Origin of the sequence: Natrialba sp. SSL1 (assembly GCF_001861355.1) — an archaeon.
Lineage (GTDB): Archaea > Halobacteriota > Halobacteria > Halobacteriales > Natrialbaceae > Natrialba.
On record NZ_MASN01000040.1, the window covers coordinates 60,715 to 83,207 of the forward strand.

A 22,493-nucleotide genomic window follows, 5' to 3' on the forward strand; every position below is an offset into this window, starting at 1 on the left:
AGGAAAGTCCCACTTCGGTCGAGTATGTTTGGACTGTGGGGAAACGTATCCGACCAGACGCGACTTTCGATACCGCGCCGGATTCGCATCGCGTCCGGATACAGTATTGGAGAAGGATAGCTCGCGGAAACCACACCACGAGACAACCACAACAATGACACGACCAACACAACCACACTCACTCTCGACTTTTGACTATCGTCGACCCCGGAGGGAAGTCCGATGACCGGCAGCGACGAGGAACTCGCGAAAGACCTCGGGCTGGTCTCGGCGCTCGCGATCGGTATCGGGACCATGATTGGAGCCGGGATCTTCGTCCTCCCAGGTATTGCTGCACAGGAGGCCGGTCCACTCGTCGTGGTCTCGTTCATTGTCGGCGGGATGATCGCGATGATCAACGCCTTCTCCGTGAGTGAACTGGGAACGGCGATGCCGAAAGCCGGCGGAGCGTACTACTACATCAACCGAGCGCTCGGTCCGCTGTTCGGGTCGATATCGGGGATGGGCGACTGGATCGGACTCGCCTTCGCGAGCGCGTTCTACAGCATCGGGTTCGGTGGGTATCTTGCTGACTTACTCGATGGTGTCGTTGTCCCGATTCCCGGTGTTGGTGAACTCGCACTCCTCCCGACGATTGCCATCGGCCCGCTCGTTCTCACCGAAATTCAGATCGGTGCCGTCATCGCCGGTGCCGTGTTCGTCGGCGTCAACTACATCGGCGCGAAGGAAACGGGTGGCATTCAGACCGTCATCGTGACCCTGTTGCTCGGTCTCCTCACGATCTTCGCCATCGTCGGCTTCTTCTCGTTCGACTGGGGAACCGTCACCGCCGACGGCAGCTACGCCCCCGAGGGTGTCGGCGCGATGCTCCCCGGTGCGGCGCTCGTGTTCGTCTCCTACCTCGGTTACGCGAAGATCGCGACCATCGGAGAGGAACTCAAGAACCCCGGCAGGAACCTTCCGATCGCGATCATCGGCAGCGTCGGTATCGTGATGGTCATCTACGCCATCCTGGTCGGGCTTCTGATGGGACTGATTCCGCACGAGGAGTTCTTCCTCGATACGGTCGAGGACGCACCGATGTCCTACGCGGCCGAGATCGTCTTCGACTACCAGTTCCCGGTCGCCGGCTTCGAAATCCCGATTCTCGGGATTGGCGTCACGTCGATTACGCTCGCGGCACTGCTCGCAACCGCCTCGAGTGCGAACGCATCGATCCTCGCGTCCGCGCGTATCAACTTCGCGATGGGCCGTGACAAAATCGTCTCCGACTCGCTCAACGAGATCCACCCCCGATTCGCGACGCCGTACCGCTCGATCGCCATCACCGGTGGCCTGATCATCATCTTCATCATCGGCCTCGGTGAGACAGTCGAGATCCTCTCGAGTGCAGCAAGCGTGCTCCACCTGGTTGTCTACGCGCTGATCAACGCCTCGCTGATCGTCTTCCGGGAGACGAACCCGCCGGAGTACGATCCGGACTTCGAGGTACCGTTCTACCCGTACCTGCCGATTGCCGGTTTCGTCCTCTCGCTCGGGTTGATCTACTACATGGACAACACGGCGACCCTGATCGCCGGCGCGTTCGTCGTCTTCGCAGTTATCTGGTACTTCGCGTACGCGCGAACCAAGACGGATCTCGAGGGACTGCTCGGGACGTACATCCTGGACCGCTCCTCCGAGATGCCTGACGCAGCCGTCACCGCGGCGAGTGCCGTCAAACCCGCCAACGAGGACGAACACACCGTCGTCGTCCCCGTCTCGAATCCACGAACCGAATCCGAACTGCTCTCGCTCGCGAGCGTGCTGGCGAAGGCAAACGACGGTCGCGTCCAGGCCGTCCACATCGTCGAGGTGCCAGACCAGACGCCACTCGAGGAGGGCTCCGAACACATGCGACGCATCGACGCGGAGTCCCAGAAGCTGATGACGAACGTCGAGCAGAGTACGGAGACGCTCGACGTGCCCGTCGATGTTCGAACGGTCGTCTCCCATCGATCGTTCGACGAGGTGTTCAACGTCGCCCAGCGCGAGAACGCCGACACGGTCGTTATGGGCTGGGGTCCTGACCGACCGTGGTCTGCGGGTCGTGCCGAACGGCCGCTCGACGAGCTTACGCACGATCTGCCGTGTGACTTCCTCGTGCTCAACGACCGCGGCTTCGATCCTGAGCGCGTGCTGGTGCCGACGGCGGGTGGCCCGGACTCCGAACTGAGCGCGGAAGTCGCACGAGAGCTCCGTGAACAGGTCGGTGCGGAGATCACCCTCCTGCACGTCGTTGACGAGGGGACGAGCCAACAGGACGGCGAAGCGTTCCTGAGCGAGTGGGCCGCTGAGCGCGGACTGGACGATGCGACGATCCGAATCGACACCTCTGGTGACGTCGAATCTGCGATTGCGACGGCAGCCCGTGACCACTCGCTGGTCGTTATCGGCGCGACCGAACGCGGCCTGCTCTCGCGGCTGTTCCGCGGCTCGCTGGCCTACGACGTGGTCAACGAGGTCGACTGTTCGGTCTTGCTCGCCGAACGACCGACCTCGCGATCGCTTCGTGATCGGCTGTTTGGCCGGAAACACGAGCGCACTGACGGCGACGGCGACACCAACACCAACACCAATACCGACACCGAGAGCAAGCTCGAGAGCGACACCTAACCACCCCCGTTCTGCCACACTGTCCGCTCTGCCACACTACCCGTTCTTCCTCACCACCTTTTCTGCCACACCGTTTCCTGTACCGTTCGGGAACGCATATACGAGCCCGGTCACTACGATAGCAGTATGACTGACAGCGCCGCCGCGGAGTCGGCCTGGTTCGCGGCCGTCGATGCCGACGACCTCGAGGACCTCGACACCGTCGACACCGACGCCCACGACACCACCGCCGTCACCGCGATCCGCGACGGAACCGCCGCCACACCCGACAACTGGCCAGCACTGGCCGTCGAAACCGGCATTGCCGACGACGAGGACGAGTACTACGACCTGCTGCACACAGCAACGATGGCAGCCACTCGCGCCACCGTCACCGAGCGTGAAGCCGCCGACGACCGCCAGCTCGTCCACGCCGTCCGCGCCATGGACGACTGCGAACGCACCGCCAACGAACTCGCCGAACGCCTCGCCGAGTGGGCCGGCACCATCGACGCCGACGCCGGCACCGGCACCGCGTTCGCCCGCGACATCGTCACTGGCGAGCACGCACTCGAGTCCGGCCACGAACCGATCGCCTCCCTGGCCGAACGCGTCGTCGACCTCGCGAACGAAGCCGACGACCTCCGGGAGTTCGTCGAGCGCCAGACGCCAACTGTCGCACCGAATCTCGCCGCCCTCGCCGGGCCGGTGCTCGGTGCCCGACTGCTCTCGCTGGCGGGTGGACTCGAGTCCCTCGCGAAGAAGCCAAGCGGGACGATTCAGGTGCTGGGTGCGGAAGATGCGCTGTTCGCCCACCTTCGCGGGCACGCGAGTTCGCCCAAGCACGGGATTCTCTACATGCACGACGCAGTTCGCGGGACGCATCCGGACGAGCGCGGCTCTGCGGCCCGTGCCGTCGCGGGGAAGGTCGCGATCGCCGCGCGCGTAGACCACTACTCTGGTGAGCGAAAGCCGGAACTGGAGGCAGAACTCGAAGAGCGCGTCGAGACGATTCAGGCGCGGACGACGGCGGCCGACGACAATGGCGATGGCACTGCCGGCAACGACGCCGAAAATGGAGGCGAGTCCGATGCATAACGCGCTCCCCGACGGCGTCGAGCGCCACGCGTTCGGCGGCGATGGCGACGGTGACGGCCGCCTCGCCACCCGGGGCGACCCCGTCTACGGCGAACCGACCGACGGCGAGTGGCGCGCCTGGGACCCTAGCCGCTCGAAACTCGGCGCAATGATCGAACTCGAGATGGAGACGAATCTGGCGGGCGGCGACACCGTCCTCTATCTCGGCGCGGCGAGCGGAACGACGGTGAGCCACGTCGCGGACTTCGCCGGCCCAACGTACGCCGTCGAGTTCGCGGCTCGGCCAGCCCGAGACCTCCTTGAGGCGTCGGCCTCGCGTCCACGGCTGTTCCCGCTGCTCGCGGACGCCCGCAAGCCAGACACCTACGCTCACGTCGTCGAATCGGACATCGACGTCATCGTCCAGGACGTTGCCACGCGCGGGCAGGCGCGAGTTGCACTCGAGAACCGGCGGTTCCTCGCCGACGACGGCAGACTGCTGTTGGCGGTCAAGGCCCGAAGCGAAGACGTGACGCGCGACCCGGCGGCGGTGTTTGACGACGTGCGCGAAGAACTGGAAACTGAGTACGAGGTACTCGATACGAAATCCTTAGAGCGGTACCACGCGGACCATCTGGGGATCGTGGCGCGGCCGCTGTAGCTGTCGGGTACGGAGTAGCTGTCGGGTAGGGAGGGTGGTGATGTAAATGGCGGTGGCGGTGGCAGTGACGGTACCGGTACCGGAAGTGCCGACGACACCAGCAGTTTCGTTCGTGTTACAGAAAACCCATATATAGTGATGTCCGACACTCACCAAGAGACGAATGAACGGACCGTGCGACCGACGAGCGTTTCTGGCGAGTGCAGCGACGGGGAGCATGCTCGGGCTGGCGGGCTGTCTCTCCGACGATGCTGAACAGGTGAGTACCGACGACGTGACGCCGTCGGTTCCGTCGGCCGATCCGGATGCGGACGTTTCCTGGGAGTCGTTCCAGTACGACGCGGGGAACACCGGTCACGCACCGGGCGTCGGCCCGACAGCCGAGGTAGAGACACTGTGGGAGTTCCCGACAGACAACAGTGTCTACAGCAGCCCCGTCGTCGTCGACGGGACAGTGTACGTCGGCAGCATGGACGGCTCACTGTACGCACTCGAGTCGGACACCGGCGACGAGCGCTGGTCGTTCGCGACTGGCGAGTCGATCACGAGCAGTCCGTCGGTGGTCGACGGAACGGTCTACGTCGGGAGTATGGACGGGACGGTGTACGCGCTGCCGGCAGACGAGGACGGAACGCAGCCGGAACCGACGTGGACGTTCGAGACCGACGAAGGTGTCGCCGCAAGTCCAACCGTTGCTGACGGCGTCGTCTACGTCGGCAGCAACGATGGCCACCTCTACGCGCTCGACGCCGACGACGGCGAACTGCTGTGGGCGTTCGAGGCCGAAGACTCCGTCATGCGTGCACCTGCGGTCGCAGACGGGTCCGTCTATTTCGGGAGTACGGACCACTCGCTCTACGCGGTCGACATCGAGACGGCTGAAGAACAGTGGCCTGGCGCTGCTAATGGCGACGAAACCGATAATCCGATCGACGAACGCTGGCGCGTCGAGACGGACGACCGGATTCAGAGCAGGCCGACCGTCGCAGACGGCGTCGTCTACGTCGGCAGCAACGACGATCTGCTGTACGCAGTCGAGGCTGACTCGGGCGACATCCGGTGGACGTTCCAGACAGGTGGCTCGGTCACGGCGAGTCCGGCCGTCACGGAACACGCAGTCTACGCCGCGAGCTTCGATAACTACGTCCACGCCCTCTCGCCAACTGCAGGACCGGAGCCAGACGATGACGATGAGACTGCGAGCCCCGAGACGTACTTCTGGGCCGAGAGCGGCTTTCAGGGAGTCCGAAGCAGTCCGGTCGTCGTCGGTGACGCACTCTACGTCGGCAACGAGGACGGCACCGTGCGATCGCTGTCGGCGGAGACGGGCGAGACGAACTGGCAGTTCACGACAGAGGGCTGGGTCGCCGCCAGCCCCGCGGTCGTCGACGGCGTCGTCTACGTCGGCAGCGGCGACGGATCGGTGTACGCACTCGCCGAGACGGACAGTAGTTAACTACCACTGCCCGGCTCACGACCGCCAGTACGCCCGCGTCAATAACACAAGCACCGGGAACAGTTCTAGCCGGCCGATCCACATATAGAGAATCATGAGCAACTTCGAGGTCTCGGGGAAGTCGCCGTAGCCCGCCATCGGTCCCACAACACCGAACCCGGGCCCAATGTTTCCGAGCGTCGCAATGGACGCGCTAACGAGGTCGATCGTGCCGATATCGTAGCCGACGCGTGCGGTATCGACCGCGAGGAGCACGATGCCGACCAAGAATATCGCGACGTACAGCAGCGTAAACGCGTAGATCCCACGAATCGCCTCCTCGTCGAGCACCTTGCCGTTCATGCGAACCGGTCGCACTGCTTCCGGGTGGATCGACGTAAACACCTCCCGACGAAGTGACTTGAGAATCACCAGCCAGCGAAGCATCTTGATCCCGCCACCCGTCGACCCCGTACTGCCGCCCAGAAACATCACGAACAGCAAGAGCGCCTGTGCCGGGCCGCTCCACGCGTCGAAATCGACGCTCGCGTACCCCGTCGAGTTCGTCAACGACACGATCTGGAACGCCGCGTGGCGCAGGCTGGACTCGAGTCCCGGATCTGGACCGACGTCACTGGCTGTGACTGCGAGCACGGCGGTCAGCAGCAGCGTCATCCCGGTGACAACGCCGAGATAGAATCGGAACTCGGTGTCGTTGATGAGTGCCCTGCGGTCACCTGCGAGCATGTGCCACCAGAGGACGAAGTTGACGCCCGCGATGAACATGAACGGGATCACGAGCCACTGCACGGCCGGCGAGAAGGCAGCCATGCTGTCGGCTTCGGGGGAGAACCCACCAGTCGGCAGCGTCGTAAAGCCGTGTGCGATGGCGTTGTACGCGTCCATCTCCGGCGCGTAGCCCGTGAGGTGGAGACCGTACAACAGTGCGATGTACAGCAGCGTAAAGCCGATGTACGCGAGCCAGAGCACGCGAGCCGTCTCGGCGATGTGTGGCGTGAGCTTCGAGACGCCGGGTCCCGGCGTCTCGGCTTCCATCAACTGTGCGCCACCGACGGCCAGCTGTGAGAGAATTGCGACGGCGAGGACGATGATTCCCATCCCGCCGAGCCACTGTGTGAGCTGTCGCCACAGCATGATCGCGTGGGAGTGCTCCTCGACGGAGATCGTCTCCATCACCGTCGCGCCGGTCGTCGTGAAGCCGCTCATGCTCTCGAAGAGTGCGTTGGTCGGGTGGGAAATTGCCCCAGTTCCCGCGAGGATGTACGGTAACGCGCCAAAGATCGACGCGAACAGCCAGGTGAACGCCACGACGAAGAACGCTTCTCGCGCACCGGGTGTTGGGTCAGGATCGAGTTGACGGAGAAGGAGGCCGAATCCGGCAGTGGCCGCCATCGAGACGACAAACACCCACAGATCCTCACCATACAGCAGGGCAGTGACGATCGGCACGATAAACGCAATCGAGAGCAGGGCAAGTAGTGTTCCAACGAGTGCTAGCCCTGCCCGCAGATTGACGTGAAGGCGACGCCGCATCAGATCACCTGTGAAACCTCATCCAACACCGCGGAGTCAACGAAAACGACGACGTGGTCGCCGGGTTGAACGACCGTCGTCCCGCGCGGCGTGACGAGACGACCGCCTCTCGAGATCGCACCAATCACGACCCCGTCAGGGAGATCCGCGGTCGCGTCGGCAATCTCTCGACCCGTCAGAACGCTGTTCTGGCCGGCTTCGATTTCGATCACTTCTGCCCGGTCGTGCTCGAGCATCGCGATCTTTTCCGTATGATCCGTCCGGGTGAACCGGACGATCTCTTCGGCGGTTTCCTCGCGCGGGTTGATCGCGACGTCGATACCCACCGTTTCGAAGAGTTCCGCGTACTCGAGATTCTCGATTACTGCGACGGTCCGGTCGACGCCGAGTCGGCGCGCGAGCAAGGAGACGAGCAGGTTCTTCTCGTCGCCGTCGAGCGCCGCAACGACGATGTCCGCCTCGTCGACGTGTTCGCGCGCGAGGAACTCGGCGTCCGTGGCGTCGTTTTCCATTACCATCGTGTTCGGCAGGGCTTCGGCACACTCGCGAGCGCGGTCGTGGTCCTGTTCGATCAGCCGCGGGTTGAACCCGTGCTCTTCGAACTCGCGAGCGGTCTGAAAGCCGATCTCGCTCGCGCCGACGATAACGACCTCGTCAGCGTCGGTGTCGTGGGTACAGACGATGTCGTCGGCGAACCCGGTCACGGACTCGGGACTGCCGATGACGACGATTCGATCGCCCGCCTGAATGCTCGTCTCGCCGGTTGCAACGATCATCTCCTCGCCGCGGAAGATGGCGGCGAACGTCAGCGAATCGTACTGGTCTGCCTCCCTGACCGTCGAACCGGCGACGGGGCTGTTCGGTCCGATCTCGAACTCGGCCATCCGGACGAGCCCGCCGGCGAACATGTTGACGTCCTGTGCGGCCGGTAGGCCCGAAATCCGGAAAATCGTCTGGGCGGTCAGCAGGTCCGTACAGACCATGAAGTCGACGCCGAAGGCCCCTTCCGAACCGGTCCACGTCTCGAGAAGGGTCCGTCGTCTCACCCGAGCGATGGTGAAGGTGTCGCCGTTCGCTTTCGCAGCTCCACAGATGACGACGTTCGACTCGTCGTCGTCGGTGCAGGCGATCACCAACCCAGCGTCGTCGAGGCCGGCCTGGCGGAGCGTCTCGAGTTTTGTTCCGTCTCCCTGAATCGCGAGCACGTCGAGCCCGTACGTCAGTTCCTCGACCGTCTCTGCGTCGCGGTCGACGACGACGACGTCGTGCGACGATTCCAGATTGGCGGCGATCGATCGGCCAACCTCGCCAGCACCCACGACGATTACGCGCATTCCACACTCACCTCTCCCATGCAAACATCGTCTCTCATGGATACTAGTGTAGCCATCGATTGGTCACCGTTCGAGTCGTTGGACCAGTGCTTGCCGGAACGTTCGGGGCGTTCTGGTCTCTCCTCTGGCCATGAGGACCGTTCCGTCGTGTTCCTGTTCGAGTTGCTGTGGGATCGATCCGTACAGCGCCTGTGCGACCGTGCTCGTTCCCGTTGCCCCGACGCAGATTGTGTCGTAGGTAAGCACCGCCTCAACGAGGGCCTCCCGGACATCCTCGTCGATGACGACGCGGGACTCGAACTCGTCGTCCGCGAGATCGGCCGTTTGCGCGACATCTGCGATCGTTTCGCGACCGATCGCAGTCGGGTCGAGCGCGACGTCGTCCGTTGCGTCCGCATCCACGGCCACATCCTCATCCTCGTTTTCGCCTTCGCCCTCGCCTTCGCGCTTTCTTTCGTCTTCAACTGTCCCTTCCGTCGCAGTATCGGCCGTTGCTACCATCCCACCGTCCGGTTCCACCGGCGGCTGCACGTTCAACAGCGTCACCGAGCTCTCGGGGAACGCCCGCCGAAGCTCGCCCGCTCGGCGCGCAGCAGCTGGCGCGTGCGGTCCGCTCCCGGCAAGTGCAACGATGTCCCCCGGTTCCTCCGTGGGATCTCGAACGAGCGTCACGTCACACGGAGCGCGCTCGAGTACCGGATCGATCGTCGAACCAAAGAGCACGTCTCGGCGACGGCGCTCACCCGCCCAGCCGAGGACGATGTGAGCTGCCGCCTCCTCCTCGAGTACCGAGAGAATCGTTTCACCCGCGTTTCGGCCGACGATCGCGCGCGTTCTGATATGCACGTCTAGATCGTCGGCGGCCTCGATGGTTCGGTCCAGGAGTGTGCGCTGGTTCTCGACGCGCTCTTCTTCGAACTCGATCTGCGACGGCGAGGTCTGTGGCGGGACCTCGATGACGTTGACGGCAACGAGTTCAGCATCCTGGTCCTGACTCGCAGCGCTCGCAGCAGCATATCTGATCAATGGCCGCTGCGTTTCAGGGTTCGAAACGGGGACGACGACGCGGTAGACATCGTTCTCCGGGCGTTCCTCGTCCGCCGGCGCGACGGCCTCACCGATTAACGTCGTCGAAATCGCCTGTTCTTTCGCGTAGAAGACGTACCAGCCGATGCTGACGACGATAATGCCAACGCCGATCAGCTGAACGGTAAGTGACATCTGGACCAACACGACGAGACACGCGACGAAGCCAAGCACCGGGACGAGCGGATACAGCCCCGCCGGGATCCGGAAGTCCGGGTCGTACTCCGCCGGCTCCGCGCGTCTGAGGACGACGACCGCGATGTGGACGAGCGCGTACGTAATGAGGAACATGAAGCTCGCCACGTCCGCGAGCGTGTCGATCGGGAGCGGGCTTGCGATCAGTGCAAGGATAATTGCCCCCGTCGCGAGAATCGCGCGGTACGGCGTCCGATACCGGTCGTGGATGTCGTTGAGCCAGTTCGTCAGAATCTGATCTCGGCCCATCGCGTAGTTGACCCGCGCAGCCGAGAGAATCGACGCGTTCGCCGAGGAAATCGTCGCCAGGATCGCACCGGCGATCATCACGACCGAGCCAACCGTGGCGAACTCGAGTGTGTACTCGCCCACGGTGAGCGAGCCGAACATGCCTGCGGCGGTCGCGGCGACGTCTGCGACGGGCACGTCGGAGGCTTCGAGCTCTGGAACCGGGAGGAGACCGGTGCTGACGAGCATGACGAGGACGTACAGCGCCGTCGGTGTGAGGACGGCCGCGATCATCGACAGTGGGAGGTTCCGTCCCGGATCTTTGATCTCCTCAGCGCTGGTGGCGACCACCTCGAAGCCGATGAACGCGACGAACACCGTGCCGACCGTGGCGCCGACAGCTCCCCAGCCATCCGGTGCGAACGGATCGAGCAGCGTCGTATCGATACGCGCGATTCCAACGGTGATGAAGACGAGGATCAGGAGGACGAGCAGGATGACGATGACGTTCTGGAGCGAGCCGGTTTCCTTGACGCCGCGGTAGTTAACGGCGACGAGGAGTGCGGCCATGCCCAGAGCGGCGACGACGACGGCGGGCGCACCCGACGACTGATCGAGCAGGTACTGGCCGAAGCCGAGCATGTAGAACGCGGTCGCAAACATCAGTCCGGCCCACATACCCCAGCCGACGATCGTACCGAAGAAACTGCCGAGCGCGTGGTTGACGTAGTAGTAGCTACCACCAGCTTTCGGCATACCAGTTGCCAGTTCTGAAAGTGAAAGAGCCGCTAGCAGTGCGACGAGTCCGCCGACCGCGAACGAAATCATGCTCGCGGGACCGGCGCTTTCGGCGACGATGCCCGGCAGAACGAAAATACCGGCTCCGATCATAGTGCCGAGGCCGAGCGTGTACGCTTCGAGGAAGCCGAGATCACGTGCGAGTTCCTGGTCAGACATAGACACTGACACCCCCGTGGATACTGAATAGAGAGAAAAGACGCCGCGGATGTTTGTGGATCGAAAGTCGGCTCATATACTGGGATACTGAACCCCACTCTTTGTTAAGTGTATTGACTGAGCAAGCTGATCGATCCGGACCAGCGGGTCTGGACTGCTATCGAGACGGTGAGTATCACAGTGACAAGCCAGTCAACTACTTTTTTCAGGTGGCACAAAACCGGGCTGCATTTTGATGGTCTCTCCTCCGCGACCGACCGAGCAATTCTCCTTAGTCAATTTGAGTGGAGAATATTTTTGATTCCTAAACTAGACAGTCTTATATTCCCAAATCAAAAATAGTGTCATCAGTGTCCAATATGAGGTCACTGACGACAGACGATAGCGGCAACGAGTACACAACCGGTACACCAGGGGGAGACGATGACTAACTCCCTGATCGAACAACTCGTGGTCCCGATCGCAAACGAACGGGATGCACGTGCGACGTGTGACGCACTCGAGTCGGTCGTCGACGACGGGGTCGAGACGATCACCGTCGTCCACGTACTCGAACAGACAACCGGCTATCCCGACAAAGCGCCGTTCGAGGCGCGAGCAACGGCGGCCGAATCGATCTTCGAAATCGTCGAGACGTGGTTTCAGAATGGTCCGGAGATTCGCCGCGAACTTCGGTACGGGGCCGATGTCGTCGACGAAATTATCGCGACAGCGGAGGCGGTCGACGCATCCTCTATCGGATTTGCCCACCAGCCGGAGAGCCGGCTAAAACGGCTGCTATCGAATACGGAATCGTATCGCCTGATCACCGAGAGTGAACAGCCCGTCCTCGTGTTTTCACGGGTCGAATCGGCCGGTTCGGACGAAACGCAGACTGATTCGGAGGCATAAGAGATGTACATCATTATCGTTGGCGCAGGGAGCATCGGCTCGAATCTGATCGACCTCGCGGTTGCGGACGGCAACGACGTTGTCGTCATCGAAGACGACGAGGAACGCGCAAACGAAATCGCGAGCGAGTACGACTGTCTCGTCCTCAACGCGGATGCGACGACGAATAGCACGCTCACAGATGCCGAAATTGGCCGTGCTGATGCCGTCATTACGACGACGAACGTCGACGCGGTCAACATCATGGTCATGTTGCTCGCACAGGAACACGATGTCGCAAATCTCGTCAGTGTTGTTCACGACCCCGAAAACCTACCAGTGTTCGAGAAGATCGGCGTTACACTCATCGAGAATCCACAGCGGCTGATCGCCGATTATCTCTACCACTCGGTTCGGTACCCCGGCGTCAGCGACTTTATCGACCTCGAGGACGACACGGAACTTGTCGAGTTGACCGTCACCGAAGACGCACCGATGAGCGGGCAGCGACTCCGGACGGCCACCGAGTCCGGGCGGCTCCCGGACGGTTGTCTCGTCGTCGCGCTCAAGCGCGGTTCGGAGATCCGACCACCGAAAGGAGATACGTCGATTCGGGCGGGTGATCAGGTGACGGTGTTCACGGACGATGTCTCGCTCGCAGATGCGGTCGCAGCGTTCACCGGTGAGCACTGATTCCGATGCAGTTCAGTACCGTTGGGCGAGGCGTCGGCCGTATCGTGCAGGTCGTCTCGCTCATGGCATTTCTCTCCGTTCCAGTCGCCGCGCTTAACGGCGAGTACTTCGCGGTGCCGGCGTTCGTCGTCTCGGGTCTGCTCATGCTCGCTATCGGGACGGCCCTCGCACGCGGCTTCGCGAACGCGCCGGACCCCGGAACGCTTCACGGGATGCTCATCGCGGCGAGTGCGTGGGGCGTCGTCGGCGTCCTCGGCGGCGTACCGTTCCTTCTGATCGCATGGACGAATCACTGTGGATCCGCTTCCAGCGTGGATGAACACGCCAGCGATCAACGACACGACGGCTGTCTTTCGAGAGCCGCTCAACGCGATGTTCGAAAGTATGAGCGGCTTCACCAGCACCGGGCTGACGATGGCTGCCGTCGAAGACGACCTCCCGCGGTCGCTACATTGGTGGCGCTCGTTCACAGAGTGGGTCGGCGGCGTCGGTGTCATCGTTCTCACCGTCGCCATTCTCGCGCGACCCGGAAGCGGCTCGTTGACGCTCTACCAGAGCGAAGCCCGATCGGAGAAGATTCACCCCAGTATCGTCTCGACGGTTCGAGAGATCTGGAAGCTCTACCTCGGCTTTACAGCTGCAGCCATCGTGCTGTTCCTCGCGGTCGGGATGCCACTCTGGGGGGCGATCAACCACGCGATGACCGCCATCGCCACCGGCGGTTTCTCGATCCACGCCGACTCGATCGGTCACTATGGGAGTCCGCTGATCGAGTACGCCGTCATCCCGGTGATGGTCGCCGGCAGCATTGCGTTCCCGATTCACTATCTCATCCTCAAAGGTGAGATTCGAAATATCTACGCCGATATTCAGACCAGATGGGTTTTCATCTGGTTCAGCATCGGCTCGGTTGCACTAACTGCCGCCCTGTTGCTGACCGACCAGTACGAAACCGTTGAGGAGACGTTCCGTATCGCGCTCTTCCAGTTCGTCTCTGCGACCTCGAACACTGGCTTCGGTACTGCGACAATCGGCAACGGCACGGAACAGGCCTGGACAGCCGGTGCAACGTTGCTCGTCTGTCTCGGTATGCTCACCGGTGCCGCCGCTGGCTCGACCGTCGGCGGGCTGAAACTCATCCGCGTCGCCACGCTTCTCAAAGGGACCCTCTGGCAGATTCGGAGCGTCTTCTCTCCAGACACGGCGATCAGAAAGCTCCGCCTCGGTAAGCGGACACTCTCAGAAACACAGGCCCAGCGGGAGTACACCGAAGCTGCCGTCGTCTTCGTCCTCTGGATCGTGTTCCTCATCGTCGGCGTCGCCGTCCTCCTCTGGACGCTCTCGCCAGACCACCCACTCGAGTACGTCATCTTCGACGTGATGAGTGCACAGAGTAATGTCGGCCTCGATGCGGGAATCACCGGTCCAGAGATGCCCGAGACGGCCAAAGCGATGTTGTTCTTCAACATGTGGATTGGGCGTCTCGAGATCATTCCGATTGCGGTGTTGTTCGGTGCGCTCTTCCGGACCGCTGGACTCTATGAGTGAGAGCGGTAGTGAATTCACACTGCTGTCGTATATTTTGAAGCGGTAAAATATCGGGCGAGAAATTCGGAATCGTAACCTAGAGACTAATATATCTGCGTATCGTCATCACCGACCGAGAACGGGAAGCGATAGATGATAGCCACTCACGTAGTGAATTCGTCTCAGTCTGCCATCGCAGCACCAGGGGATGAACCGCGCTGAGCGGATGGACCGATGACAGTACAACAACTCCGTCGTGTAATCGTCCCGGTCGCAAACGAGGCGGATGCACGACAAACGTACGAATCGATACGACAGCACGTCGCACCAGACGTGTTGATCCACGTCGTTCACGTGATCGAGAAAGCGGGTGGTGCACCTGACAAAGCGCCACTCGGTGCGCGTCAGCGCCAGGCGGAAACGGTTTTCGAGCAGGCGCTCGAGACACTCGAGCCGGTTGGATACGAAGTTGAAACCGAACTCAGGTACGGGCGGGATATCATCGACGAAATTCAGACTGTCGTCGACGAACACGATGGTGCCGCCATCGCGTTCGTGCCTCGGGAGAGCAGCCGTCTTCTCCGAGTACTCACCGGCGACAAGACGCGACGACTCGTGACAGTGGGGGATGTTCCAGTACTCGTCCTCCCGGAGGAAGTATCGTGACGGTCGACATCTGTTCGCCGGAACCGGCGGGTCACTGTCGTGTCTGCTCTCTGTGTACGGTAGACCGTCCTGATGACGCAACTCGTCAGCTTCGAGAAAAACTGACAGACACAGCGGTGCTCACGATGCACCAGTTACTGAACTGATCATTTTCGATGCGAAAACCAACCGACTTCAAATTAGGCGATAGAAAGTACCGTAGATATATATTCTGTCGTCACGCAGAAAGGGACATGGGAGATGGGTCCGGAGGCAGCTATCGCCTTGACGAAATCGATCGGCGAATCATTTACGCGCTGATGTCCGACGCGCGAAACACGTCAGCCCCCGCCATCGCAGAGCAAGTCAGCGTCTCCGGTGCGACGATCCGCAACCGGATCGCCCAACTCGAAGAACACGGCATCATCGACGGCTACCACGCGACCGTCGACTTCGAGCACGCCGACGGCTCGCTGATGAATCTCTTCCTCTGTCACGCATCCTTCGGCGAAGTCGAGGGCGTCGCCCGCCGAATCGGGACGATTCCGGGCGTGATCAACGTCCGCGAACTCATGGGCGGGCACATGAACCTCCACGTCCTCGCCGTCGGCACCGACACCGCCGACCTCCGTCGCATCGGACGCGAACTCGAACAACTAGACGTTGCAATCGAAGACGAGTTCCTCATGCAGACTGAGCACGACTTCCCCTACACGCCCTACGGCCCCGCAGATGGTCGCCGCCGCGAACCGCTCGCAGACTACATCAGTCTCACCGGCGGCGCGGAAGTCGTCGAAATTTCCGTCCACGAAGACGCGCCGATCGCCGGCCGCACACTCGAGTCGGCCGCCGACGACGACGTCTTAGAAGACGAGACACTCGTCGTCGCAATCGAACGCGACGACGCAGTGATCACGCCCCACGGTGATACCGAAATTAGACCACACGACGTGGTGACCGTCTTCTCACCCGACGGAACGAACGAACCGGCACTAACGGCGTTCCGCGGGCCTGATGGCACTGCACACTCGCCGACACGACCGAGCTAATACACTACGATGTCACTCGACAGGCTTCTTCCGTCGTTCTTGCAACGAGAACGGGCGGATGACAGACCGCCGGCCGACGCGGATGGAGTGGTCCTCCACGAGTGTCGACACTGTGGGTCGAAGTTCGAGGAGTATCCCGAGACGTGTCCAGTCTGTGGCTCGACGGAAATTGCCACCTATCAGTTCGAGTCGGACGACGCGGACGATGAACACGAGGCTGACGGCAACGAGGACGCCGATGTGACCGGCGATACTGCAGGTGCAGATGCAAGCACAGACACGGACACGGACACGGATGAAGAGAGAAACGGCGTCGATCACGCGACGGATACGACGGACACAACGGACGCAGCGCAGGAGAATACGGGCAACCGCGACGACTCCACAGACGACGCAGAGACGAACACCGGTACAAACGGCATCGAGGATAACGCCGGTCACGACTGACGTAACGGCGCATCGATTGTGCGTCGTTCCAGCCTCGAAGCACGCGTGACCGTTCTTCGGCGGTGAACAACCGAATTAGCGGATACCGACCGTTCTATGAGTCTGGGAGACCGACCTCGGGTGACTGCGACCGACCTCAGGTGACTGCGGTTCAACGGCTGTATCCAGCCCCAACAGCTATCCGATCCGTTGTGGAACCGCAATGCGGAATGTCAAACTACACCACAATCGGTGACACACTCGAGCAGACGGTTGACCGGTACCCCGACCGCGACGCGATCATCGACCCGCGTGCGGACCTGCGCTTCACCTACGCCGAATTTGACGAGCGCGTCAATCGACTCGCGAACGCGCTCCGAGAGCGCGGCATCGAGAAGGGTGACCGGGTCGCGACGGTGTTGCACAACAGTAACGAGTTCGTTATCACTGTCTACGCGTGCGCAAAGATCGGTGCCGTCTTTACGCCGCTGAACTTCCGCCTGCCGGGCGGTGAGATCGAGTACATCGTCAACGACGCCGAGGCGGCCCTACTCGTCTTCGAGGCCGCAACGCGCGAGGCCGTCGAAGCTGCCCGACCCGCACTCGAGTCCGTCGACGACTACGTCTACATCGACGACGATGTCCCGTCGTATGCGACCGCGTTCGACGAGGTACTCGAGTCCGGCGCAGCCAACCGACCCGCGGTCGACGTGGCCGAGGACGATGCCTACGCGTTCATCTACACCTCGGGGACGGCGGGGCGGCCGAAGGGAGTCGTCCACGAACACCGGAGTATGGTGGATCACAACCTGCTGTGTATCGCCGAGATGAACGTGACGAGAGACGATGTCGGACTGTCGGTAATGCCGCTGTACCATTGTGCAGAGTTGCACTGTAACCTGTTCCCGCGCGTCCAGCGAGGGGCGACGACCGTTATCCACCACGAGTTCGAGCCCCAGGCGGCGCTCGAGGCGATCGAGGAGTACGATGTCTCGCTGCTGTTCGCCGCACCGACGGCCTGGAACGCGCTGTCGTTGACCGCTGCCGACCTGGATGTCGACATCTCCTCGCTGCGCGTCGGGCTGTACGGCGCTGCGCCGATGCCCGAACAGGTGCTCGAGAACTGCCGCACGCACCTCTGTGAGGACTATCTGCAGGCCTATGGGATGACCGAAATCGGACCGGCAGGTGTGATCCAGCGACCCGAGGACCAACTCGAGAAGCAAGGCTGTGCGGGACTGCCGGCGCTCAACCACGAGGTGCGGATCGTCGAACCGGATGCGGACCCGGACCAGCACGTTGCACAGGGCGAAATCGGCGAGATACTCATCGCCAGCCCGTGTACGATGCGCGAGTACTGGAACCGGCCGGAGGCGACTGCGCAGTCGCTTCGCGAGCACGAGGGGACGACCTGGTACTACACCGGCGATCTGGGCTATCACGATGATGACGGCTACCTCTACGTGGTCGACCGGAAGGACGACATGATCGTCTCGGGCGGCGAGAACATCTACCCGGCCGAAGTCGAAGACGTACTGTTCGCTCACGACGCCGTCGAGGAGGCCGCTGTGGTCGGCGAACCGGACGAGGAGTGGGGTGAGCGCGTCACCGCCTACGTCGTCACCGACGGCAGCGCCATCAGTGATGTGGAACTAGACGAGTACGTACTCGAGAGCGACCATCTTGCAGACTTCAAGCGCCCGCGAGAGTACGTCTTCGTCGAGGCGTTACCGAAGAACCCGAGCGGGAAGGTGCAGAAGTTCAAGTTGCGCGAGAGTGCGACCGCGGAGACGAGCACGCAGACGGACGCGAAAGCGGATGCAGCGGGCGAGTAGGATGGCCCAGCAGACGAGTTGCGGCGTGAGATGAAGCCCAGCCCTGTACAGTCTCACGTTTCGCGCTGTGGCGAGTGAGTGGTGACTCGCCGGTAAAATCGTTCCTGTCTCCGTGACACTCTGTCCTACCGACACAGTGTGCCGACTCCAAACCGTATTTACTGTCACAGACGAAACGTCCAGACGATGGAACGCGGGTCGCCGGATTCGTTCACGCGCATGGGCACGCTGGGGATCGAAGAGGAGTGTTTCGTCGTCGACGAGCACGGTCGACCCACGAGCGGTACCGACGAACTCGTCTACGACCACGACCCTCCGGAGATCCTCGCCGACAGACTCGACCACGAACTGTTCAAGTTCGTCATCGAGACCCAGACACCGCTCATCGAGGATCCCAGCAACGCCCGCGAGGTGCTCCTCGAGATCCGTCGTGCACTCGTCGACCACGCCGAGCGCCACGGCTTCCGAATTGCCGCCGCGGGGCTCCACCCGCTCGCGCGCTGGCGTGAACTCGAGCACGCGGAAAAGCCACGCTATCGCGCGCAACTCGATCGCATTCAGTACCCACAGCATCGAAACACCACCGCTGGCGTCCACGTCCACGTCGGCGTCAACGACGCCGATAAGGCCGTCTGGATCGCCAACGAACTGCGCTGGTACGTCCCGATCATGCTCGCTCTCTCGGCGAACTCGCCGTACTGGAACGGCTTCGACACCGGCCTGCAGTCCGCACGCGCGAAACTCTTCGAGGGGCTTCCGAACACCGGGATGCCGACCTACTTCGAGGACTACGAGGACTTCGACCGCTTCGAGCGCCGGATGCTCGAAACTGACTCGATCAACGACCGCGGCGAACTTTGGTACGACGTGCGTCCGCATACCGAACACGGCACCGTCGAACTCCGCACGCCGGACGGCCAGGCCGAGCCCGATATCGTGCTGGCGTTCGTCGAGTACGCCCACGCGCTCGTCGAGGCGCTCGCCGAGGAGTACGAGGACGGCACTCCCAGTTCGCGCCACCGACGCGAACTGCTCGACGAGAACAAGTGGCGCGCGCTGCGCTACGGCCACGAGGCCTCGTTTATCGACCGCGACCTCGAAGGCACCGTCGACCTCGGCGAGGTCGTCGACCGCGAGTGTGCTCGCCTCGGTATCGACGGCATCCGCGAGGTCTACGAACGCGACAGCGGGGCAACCAGACAGCGCGAGCTACTCGAGTCCGGCGGGCCGGACGAACTCTGTGACTCGCTGTTGCTCGGTACGGAGTAGCGCCTGGTCGGTGGCGCGCTCAGTTCCGAAGAAGTGACTGTTATTGGTGACGGTTAGTTGTCTTCGTCGTCTTCGTCTTCGTCGCCGTTCTCTTCGTCACCATTCTCTTCGTCACCGTTCTCATCGTCGCCGTTCTCGTCATCCATGCCGTTCTCTTCGTCACCGTTCTCATCGTCCATGCCGTTCTCTTCGTCGCCGTTCTCATCGTCCATGCCGTTCTCTTCGTCTCCGTTCTCGTCATCCATGCCGTTCTCATCGGCTGGATCGTCGTCATCTGCTGGGTCGTCACCCGGATCGGCCGGGTCATCAGGATCTTCCGGATCGTCGTTACATCCTGCGAGCGCAGCAGCGCCTACCGCACCGCTGATCGCGATCAGTCGTCGGCGTGTGAGTCGGTCGTCCATTGTCAGATCCTCGCTTCCATACCGGAACGGCGACCACCAATAGAATGCGGCACCTATCTCGCGGGTACAGCGGACAAACGATTGTTACATCCACTCCCCAAGACACCGAGATAAATATATGGTAACATGCGGCATAAATTTGTATCTCTGAGGGTACACATACTCAGATGGCATGGCCGAGCACGGCGAATTCAGGCCATCATCTAACAATCGTTTACGAGCAGGGGCCACGCGGGCACTAGAGCGTTTCACTCACATCACTGACTCGAACCGGAGCGAGGACTGGGATCACTCGCGTATGGAACGCTTTCCGGGTGAAAGACACCGAAGAGACGCTCGATTAATCAAACGAGAAGAGTTTCGTAACGCAGAAACTGTCTGTCTTGGCCGCCAGTCTCGTGTGCTATCGGTCGGACACTGCACAGCGAACGGTGTCACTCGTTTGTTCCGACACTGATCACTTGCAAGAGTGAGTAGACCGGGACGCCCTCGATTTCTTCGATCCCCTGTTTGTCCGCGAGCACGACACAGGCAAGCGGCTCGCCACCTTCCGTGCGAATCGCTTCGATCGTCTCTCGCATCGTCGTCCCGCTCGTGATGGTATCGTCGACGATGTAGCACTCTCGGTTGCGGATGCCGGCAAAGTTCCGGGAAAAGGTCCCGCCGAGATCCTCGATATCGCCTTCTTCCCACTGGTGTTTTGCAGGCGTGTACGTGCCGAGGTCCGTCTCGAGTTCCCGCGCGACGAGCGTGGCGATCGGACCACCCGCTTTCTCGATCCCGATCGTCAGGTCGACATCCTCGCCGTGTTTTGCGAGGAGATCGGCCATTGCAGCAGCGATATGGCCCATCCGCTTGCTGTCGCGACCGATCGCGGCCCAGTCGACGTGGATGTCCTGTGGACGGCTCCCGTTCTCGGCAGCGGTCGTTGGTGCCGACGACGTATCCGCTGTGTCCGTCTCCGCATCGGACTGCGTCGTCGCATCGCTTCGCTCGACGAGCCAGCTTGCGGTTTCGCGTGAGACGTTCAGTTCGTCTGCGATTTCGCCCTTCGAGAGCCCGCGCGCCGCCAGTTCAGCAGCGCTCTCGATGAGATCGTCGACGTTTTTCATATGCTGTCCTTCGGACGCGGTTTTTATAGTCGTGTCGTCCTTTCGAAAATGGGCCGTGACCGTGGACCACGGCAACGATCACGCAAGAGCGAGAGCGAGAGCGGTGGGTAGCACACGTCCTACGTACGCACCGCAACACCCGACTGAAAACGATTATCCCGCTGCCACTGCCAGTTGATCACATGGAACGCTACGATCTCGTCTACCGGCTGTACGACGAGTACGACACCACCACGTTGCGTGAGTATCAGGAGTTCGTCGACATCTTCCCCGCCGTCGACTCGCGAGTTGCACTCGAGCACTGGCAGGATGCAAACGACGAACTCGAAGCGCGCAAGAACGAGATCCGCAGTGACTTTGCAGCGGGCGAAACGTTCGCGGAGATTGCAGCGCACACGACCCGCGATCAGGCGTTTACGGCACTCGATCTGGAGGCCAAGTACGGCCGCGCGGTGAACGTACTCGTGCTCGACGTCGACGAGACGCTGCGCTCGGCCGGTGGCACGGACAACGAGATCCCCCGCGAGACACTACACGTACTGACGGAGTTCCACGAAGCCGGGATCCCGATCGTCATCTGTACGGGCCAGACCTTGGAGAACGTCAAGGGCTTTGCGATCCAGGGGCTGGGCAGCGAAATCGTCCACTCCGGCGACCTCTCGATCGTCTACGAGGCGGGGACGGGCGTCTTCACGCCGGGCCACGGAGCCGACACGAAACAACTGCTCTACGAGGACCTGGACGACGAGATTCGGGACGTCTTCGACGACGTGCGCTCGCGCATCCTGCCCGACGCCCCCGCGGATCTGCGGCGGGGCTGTCACCTGCAGGGCAACGAATTCAACGTGACGATGAAGCCGAACTACGAAACCGGCTCCACCCAGGCCCGCGAGATCATCGACGAAGCACTGGTCTACGTACTCGAGTTGCTCGCGGACTCGGTAGGCACGGTGGCCGCGTTCGGCAGTGTGGAGGAAGGTGGAGACGCCGAAAACGGCGACGTCGAACTCGAGGGCGAATCGATCACCGACTGGACGCATACCTTCTACGCCAGCCAGGACCCCGAAATTCGGGCCGTCCTGGAGAGCGAAGGCGCGTACCCGGATCTCGACCCCGACGCCGTTCCCGGCGACCTCGAAGCCGTGCTCGACCGAATCGACGTGGCCTACTACGAGGCCGACGCCGCTGAGATCGGCAGTCTCGAACTCAACAAAGTCGTCGGTGTCGAGCGCGCGCTCGACGTGCTCGACGTCGCGGACCCGTTCGCGCTCGTCATGGGCGACTCCAAGAGCGACCTGCGGGTCATGCGCTGGGCCGCCGAGAACGACGCCGGCATCGCCGCCGCTCCCGAACACGCCTCGCGGGACACCCTGGAGCACGTCCTCGACACGGACGAACTCGTCTTCGACCGCGGTCGCAGCGTCGACGTGTTGCGGACCGTGTACGCGCTCAATCAGTTAGCCCGACTCGAGTAATCCCGATCCTCACAGCCGGACTCGACC

Annotated in this window: 17 protein-coding genes and 1 pseudogene; 13 read left to right on the top strand and 5 right to left on the bottom strand. The window is 62.0% G+C overall.

Features of this window, described 5'->3' with window-relative positions:
* The first annotated feature begins 222 nt into the window (after window positions 1-222).
* The 4 genes from BBD46_RS15045 (at window position 223) to BBD46_RS15060 (ending at window position 5,828) form a co-directional block, all read left to right on the top strand.
* Window positions 223-2,655 (top strand): amino acid permease, encoded by a 2,433-nt coding sequence (locus BBD46_RS15045; protein ID WP_071402517.1) that lies wholly within the window; start codon window positions 223-225, stop codon window positions 2,653-2,655.
* Window positions 2,656-2,781: 126 nt separating this feature from the next.
* Window positions 2,782-3,732, top strand: coding sequence for an NOP5/NOP56 family protein (locus tag BBD46_RS15050; RefSeq protein ID WP_071402518.1), 951 nt, complete (start codon window positions 2,782-2,784; stop codon window positions 3,730-3,732).
* Window positions 3,725-4,372, top strand: a complete 648-nt coding sequence (locus BBD46_RS15055; protein WP_071402584.1) for a fibrillarin-like rRNA/tRNA 2'-O-methyltransferase — start codon at window positions 3,725-3,727, stop codon at window positions 4,370-4,372. The genes BBD46_RS15050 and BBD46_RS15055 overlap by 8 nt, the downstream gene beginning before the upstream one ends.
* A 163-nt stretch (window positions 4,373-4,535) precedes the next feature.
* The gene (locus tag BBD46_RS15060; RefSeq protein WP_071402519.1) at window positions 4,536-5,828 is read left to right on the top strand and encodes a PQQ-binding-like beta-propeller repeat protein; all 1,293 of its coding nucleotides are present in this window, start codon (window positions 4,536-4,538) and stop codon (window positions 5,826-5,828) included.
* Window positions 5,829-5,843: 15 nt separating this feature from the next.
* Here BBD46_RS15060 and BBD46_RS15065 read toward each other — a convergent pair whose 3' ends face one another.
* The 3 genes from BBD46_RS15065 to BBD46_RS15075 all read right to left on the bottom strand — a co-directional run bounded on the left by BBD46_RS15065 (window position 5,844) and on the right by BBD46_RS15075 (window position 11,161).
* Entirely contained in the window at window positions 5,844-7,361 is a 1,518-nt protein-coding gene (locus tag BBD46_RS15065) for a TrkH family potassium uptake protein (RefSeq protein WP_071402520.1), read from the bottom strand.
* Window positions 7,361-8,695: a Trk system potassium transporter TrkA gene (gene trkA / locus BBD46_RS15070; protein ID WP_071402521.1), complete on the bottom strand. Its 1,335-nt coding sequence runs from the start codon at window positions 8,693-8,695 to the stop codon at window positions 7,361-7,363. Before trkA ends, BBD46_RS15065 begins: the two co-directional genes overlap by 1 nt.
* Before the next feature lie 63 nt (window positions 8,696-8,758).
* A complete protein-coding gene (locus BBD46_RS15075) occupies window positions 8,759-11,161 on the bottom strand; it encodes an amino acid permease (RefSeq protein WP_071402522.1) in 2,403 nt (800 codons plus the stop codon).
* Window positions 11,162-11,584: 423 nt separating this feature from the next.
* On the opposite strand from BBD46_RS15075, the gene BBD46_RS15080 reads away from it, so the two are divergent.
* From BBD46_RS15080 to BBD46_RS15115, 8 genes and pseudogenes are all read left to right on the top strand, one after another.
* Complete coding sequence (locus tag BBD46_RS15080) at window positions 11,585-12,052, top strand: universal stress protein (RefSeq protein WP_071402523.1); 468 nt, start codon at window positions 11,585-11,587, stop codon at window positions 12,050-12,052.
* Window positions 12,053-12,055: 3 nt separating this feature from the next.
* On the top strand, window positions 12,056-12,724 hold the full coding sequence (locus tag BBD46_RS15085) for a potassium channel family protein (RefSeq protein WP_071402524.1): 669 nt from the start codon (window positions 12,056-12,058) through the stop codon (window positions 12,722-12,724).
* 5 nt (window positions 12,725-12,729) lie between these two features.
* Window positions 12,730-14,272: pseudogene (locus tag BBD46_RS15090) on the top strand (TrkH family potassium uptake protein).
* Window positions 14,273-14,485: 213 nt separating this feature from the next.
* Complete coding sequence (locus BBD46_RS15095) at window positions 14,486-14,917, top strand: universal stress protein (protein WP_071402525.1); 432 nt, start codon at window positions 14,486-14,488, stop codon at window positions 14,915-14,917.
* A 233-nt stretch (window positions 14,918-15,150) separates the two neighbouring features.
* Complete coding sequence (locus BBD46_RS15100; protein WP_071402526.1) at window positions 15,151-15,945, top strand: Lrp/AsnC family transcriptional regulator; 795 nt, start codon at window positions 15,151-15,153, stop codon at window positions 15,943-15,945.
* 9 nt (window positions 15,946-15,954) lie between these two features.
* Window positions 15,955-16,392, top strand: coding sequence for a hypothetical protein (locus BBD46_RS15105; protein ID WP_071402527.1), 438 nt, complete (start codon window positions 15,955-15,957; stop codon window positions 16,390-16,392).
* 209 nt (window positions 16,393-16,601) lie between these two features.
* Window positions 16,602-18,206 carry a long-chain-fatty-acid--CoA ligase gene (locus BBD46_RS15110; RefSeq protein WP_071402528.1) on the top strand — a complete coding sequence of 535 codons (1,605 nt, stop codon included), beginning with the start codon at window positions 16,602-16,604 and terminating at the stop codon, window positions 18,204-18,206.
* Window positions 18,207-18,392: 186 nt separating this feature from the next.
* Complete coding sequence (locus BBD46_RS15115) at window positions 18,393-19,475, top strand: glutamate--cysteine ligase (protein ID WP_071402529.1); 1,083 nt, start codon at window positions 18,393-18,395, stop codon at window positions 19,473-19,475.
* 53 nt (window positions 19,476-19,528) lie between these two features.
* On the opposite strand, the gene BBD46_RS15120 is transcribed toward BBD46_RS15115, so the two are convergent.
* Window positions 19,529-19,879 (bottom strand): hypothetical protein, encoded by a 351-nt coding sequence (locus BBD46_RS15120; RefSeq protein WP_071402530.1) that lies wholly within the window; start codon window positions 19,877-19,879, stop codon window positions 19,529-19,531.
* A gap of 434 nt (window positions 19,880-20,313) precedes the next feature.
* Window positions 20,314-20,991, bottom strand: coding sequence for a transcriptional regulator GfcR (gfcR, locus tag BBD46_RS15125; protein ID WP_071402531.1), 678 nt, complete (start codon window positions 20,989-20,991; stop codon window positions 20,314-20,316).
* 182 nt (window positions 20,992-21,173) lie between these two features.
* On the opposite strand from gfcR, the gene BBD46_RS15130 reads away from it, so the two are divergent.
* Window positions 21,174-22,466, top strand: coding sequence for an HAD family hydrolase (locus tag BBD46_RS15130; RefSeq protein WP_071402532.1), 1,293 nt, complete (start codon window positions 21,174-21,176; stop codon window positions 22,464-22,466).
* Window positions 22,467-22,493: the final 27 nt, after the last annotated feature.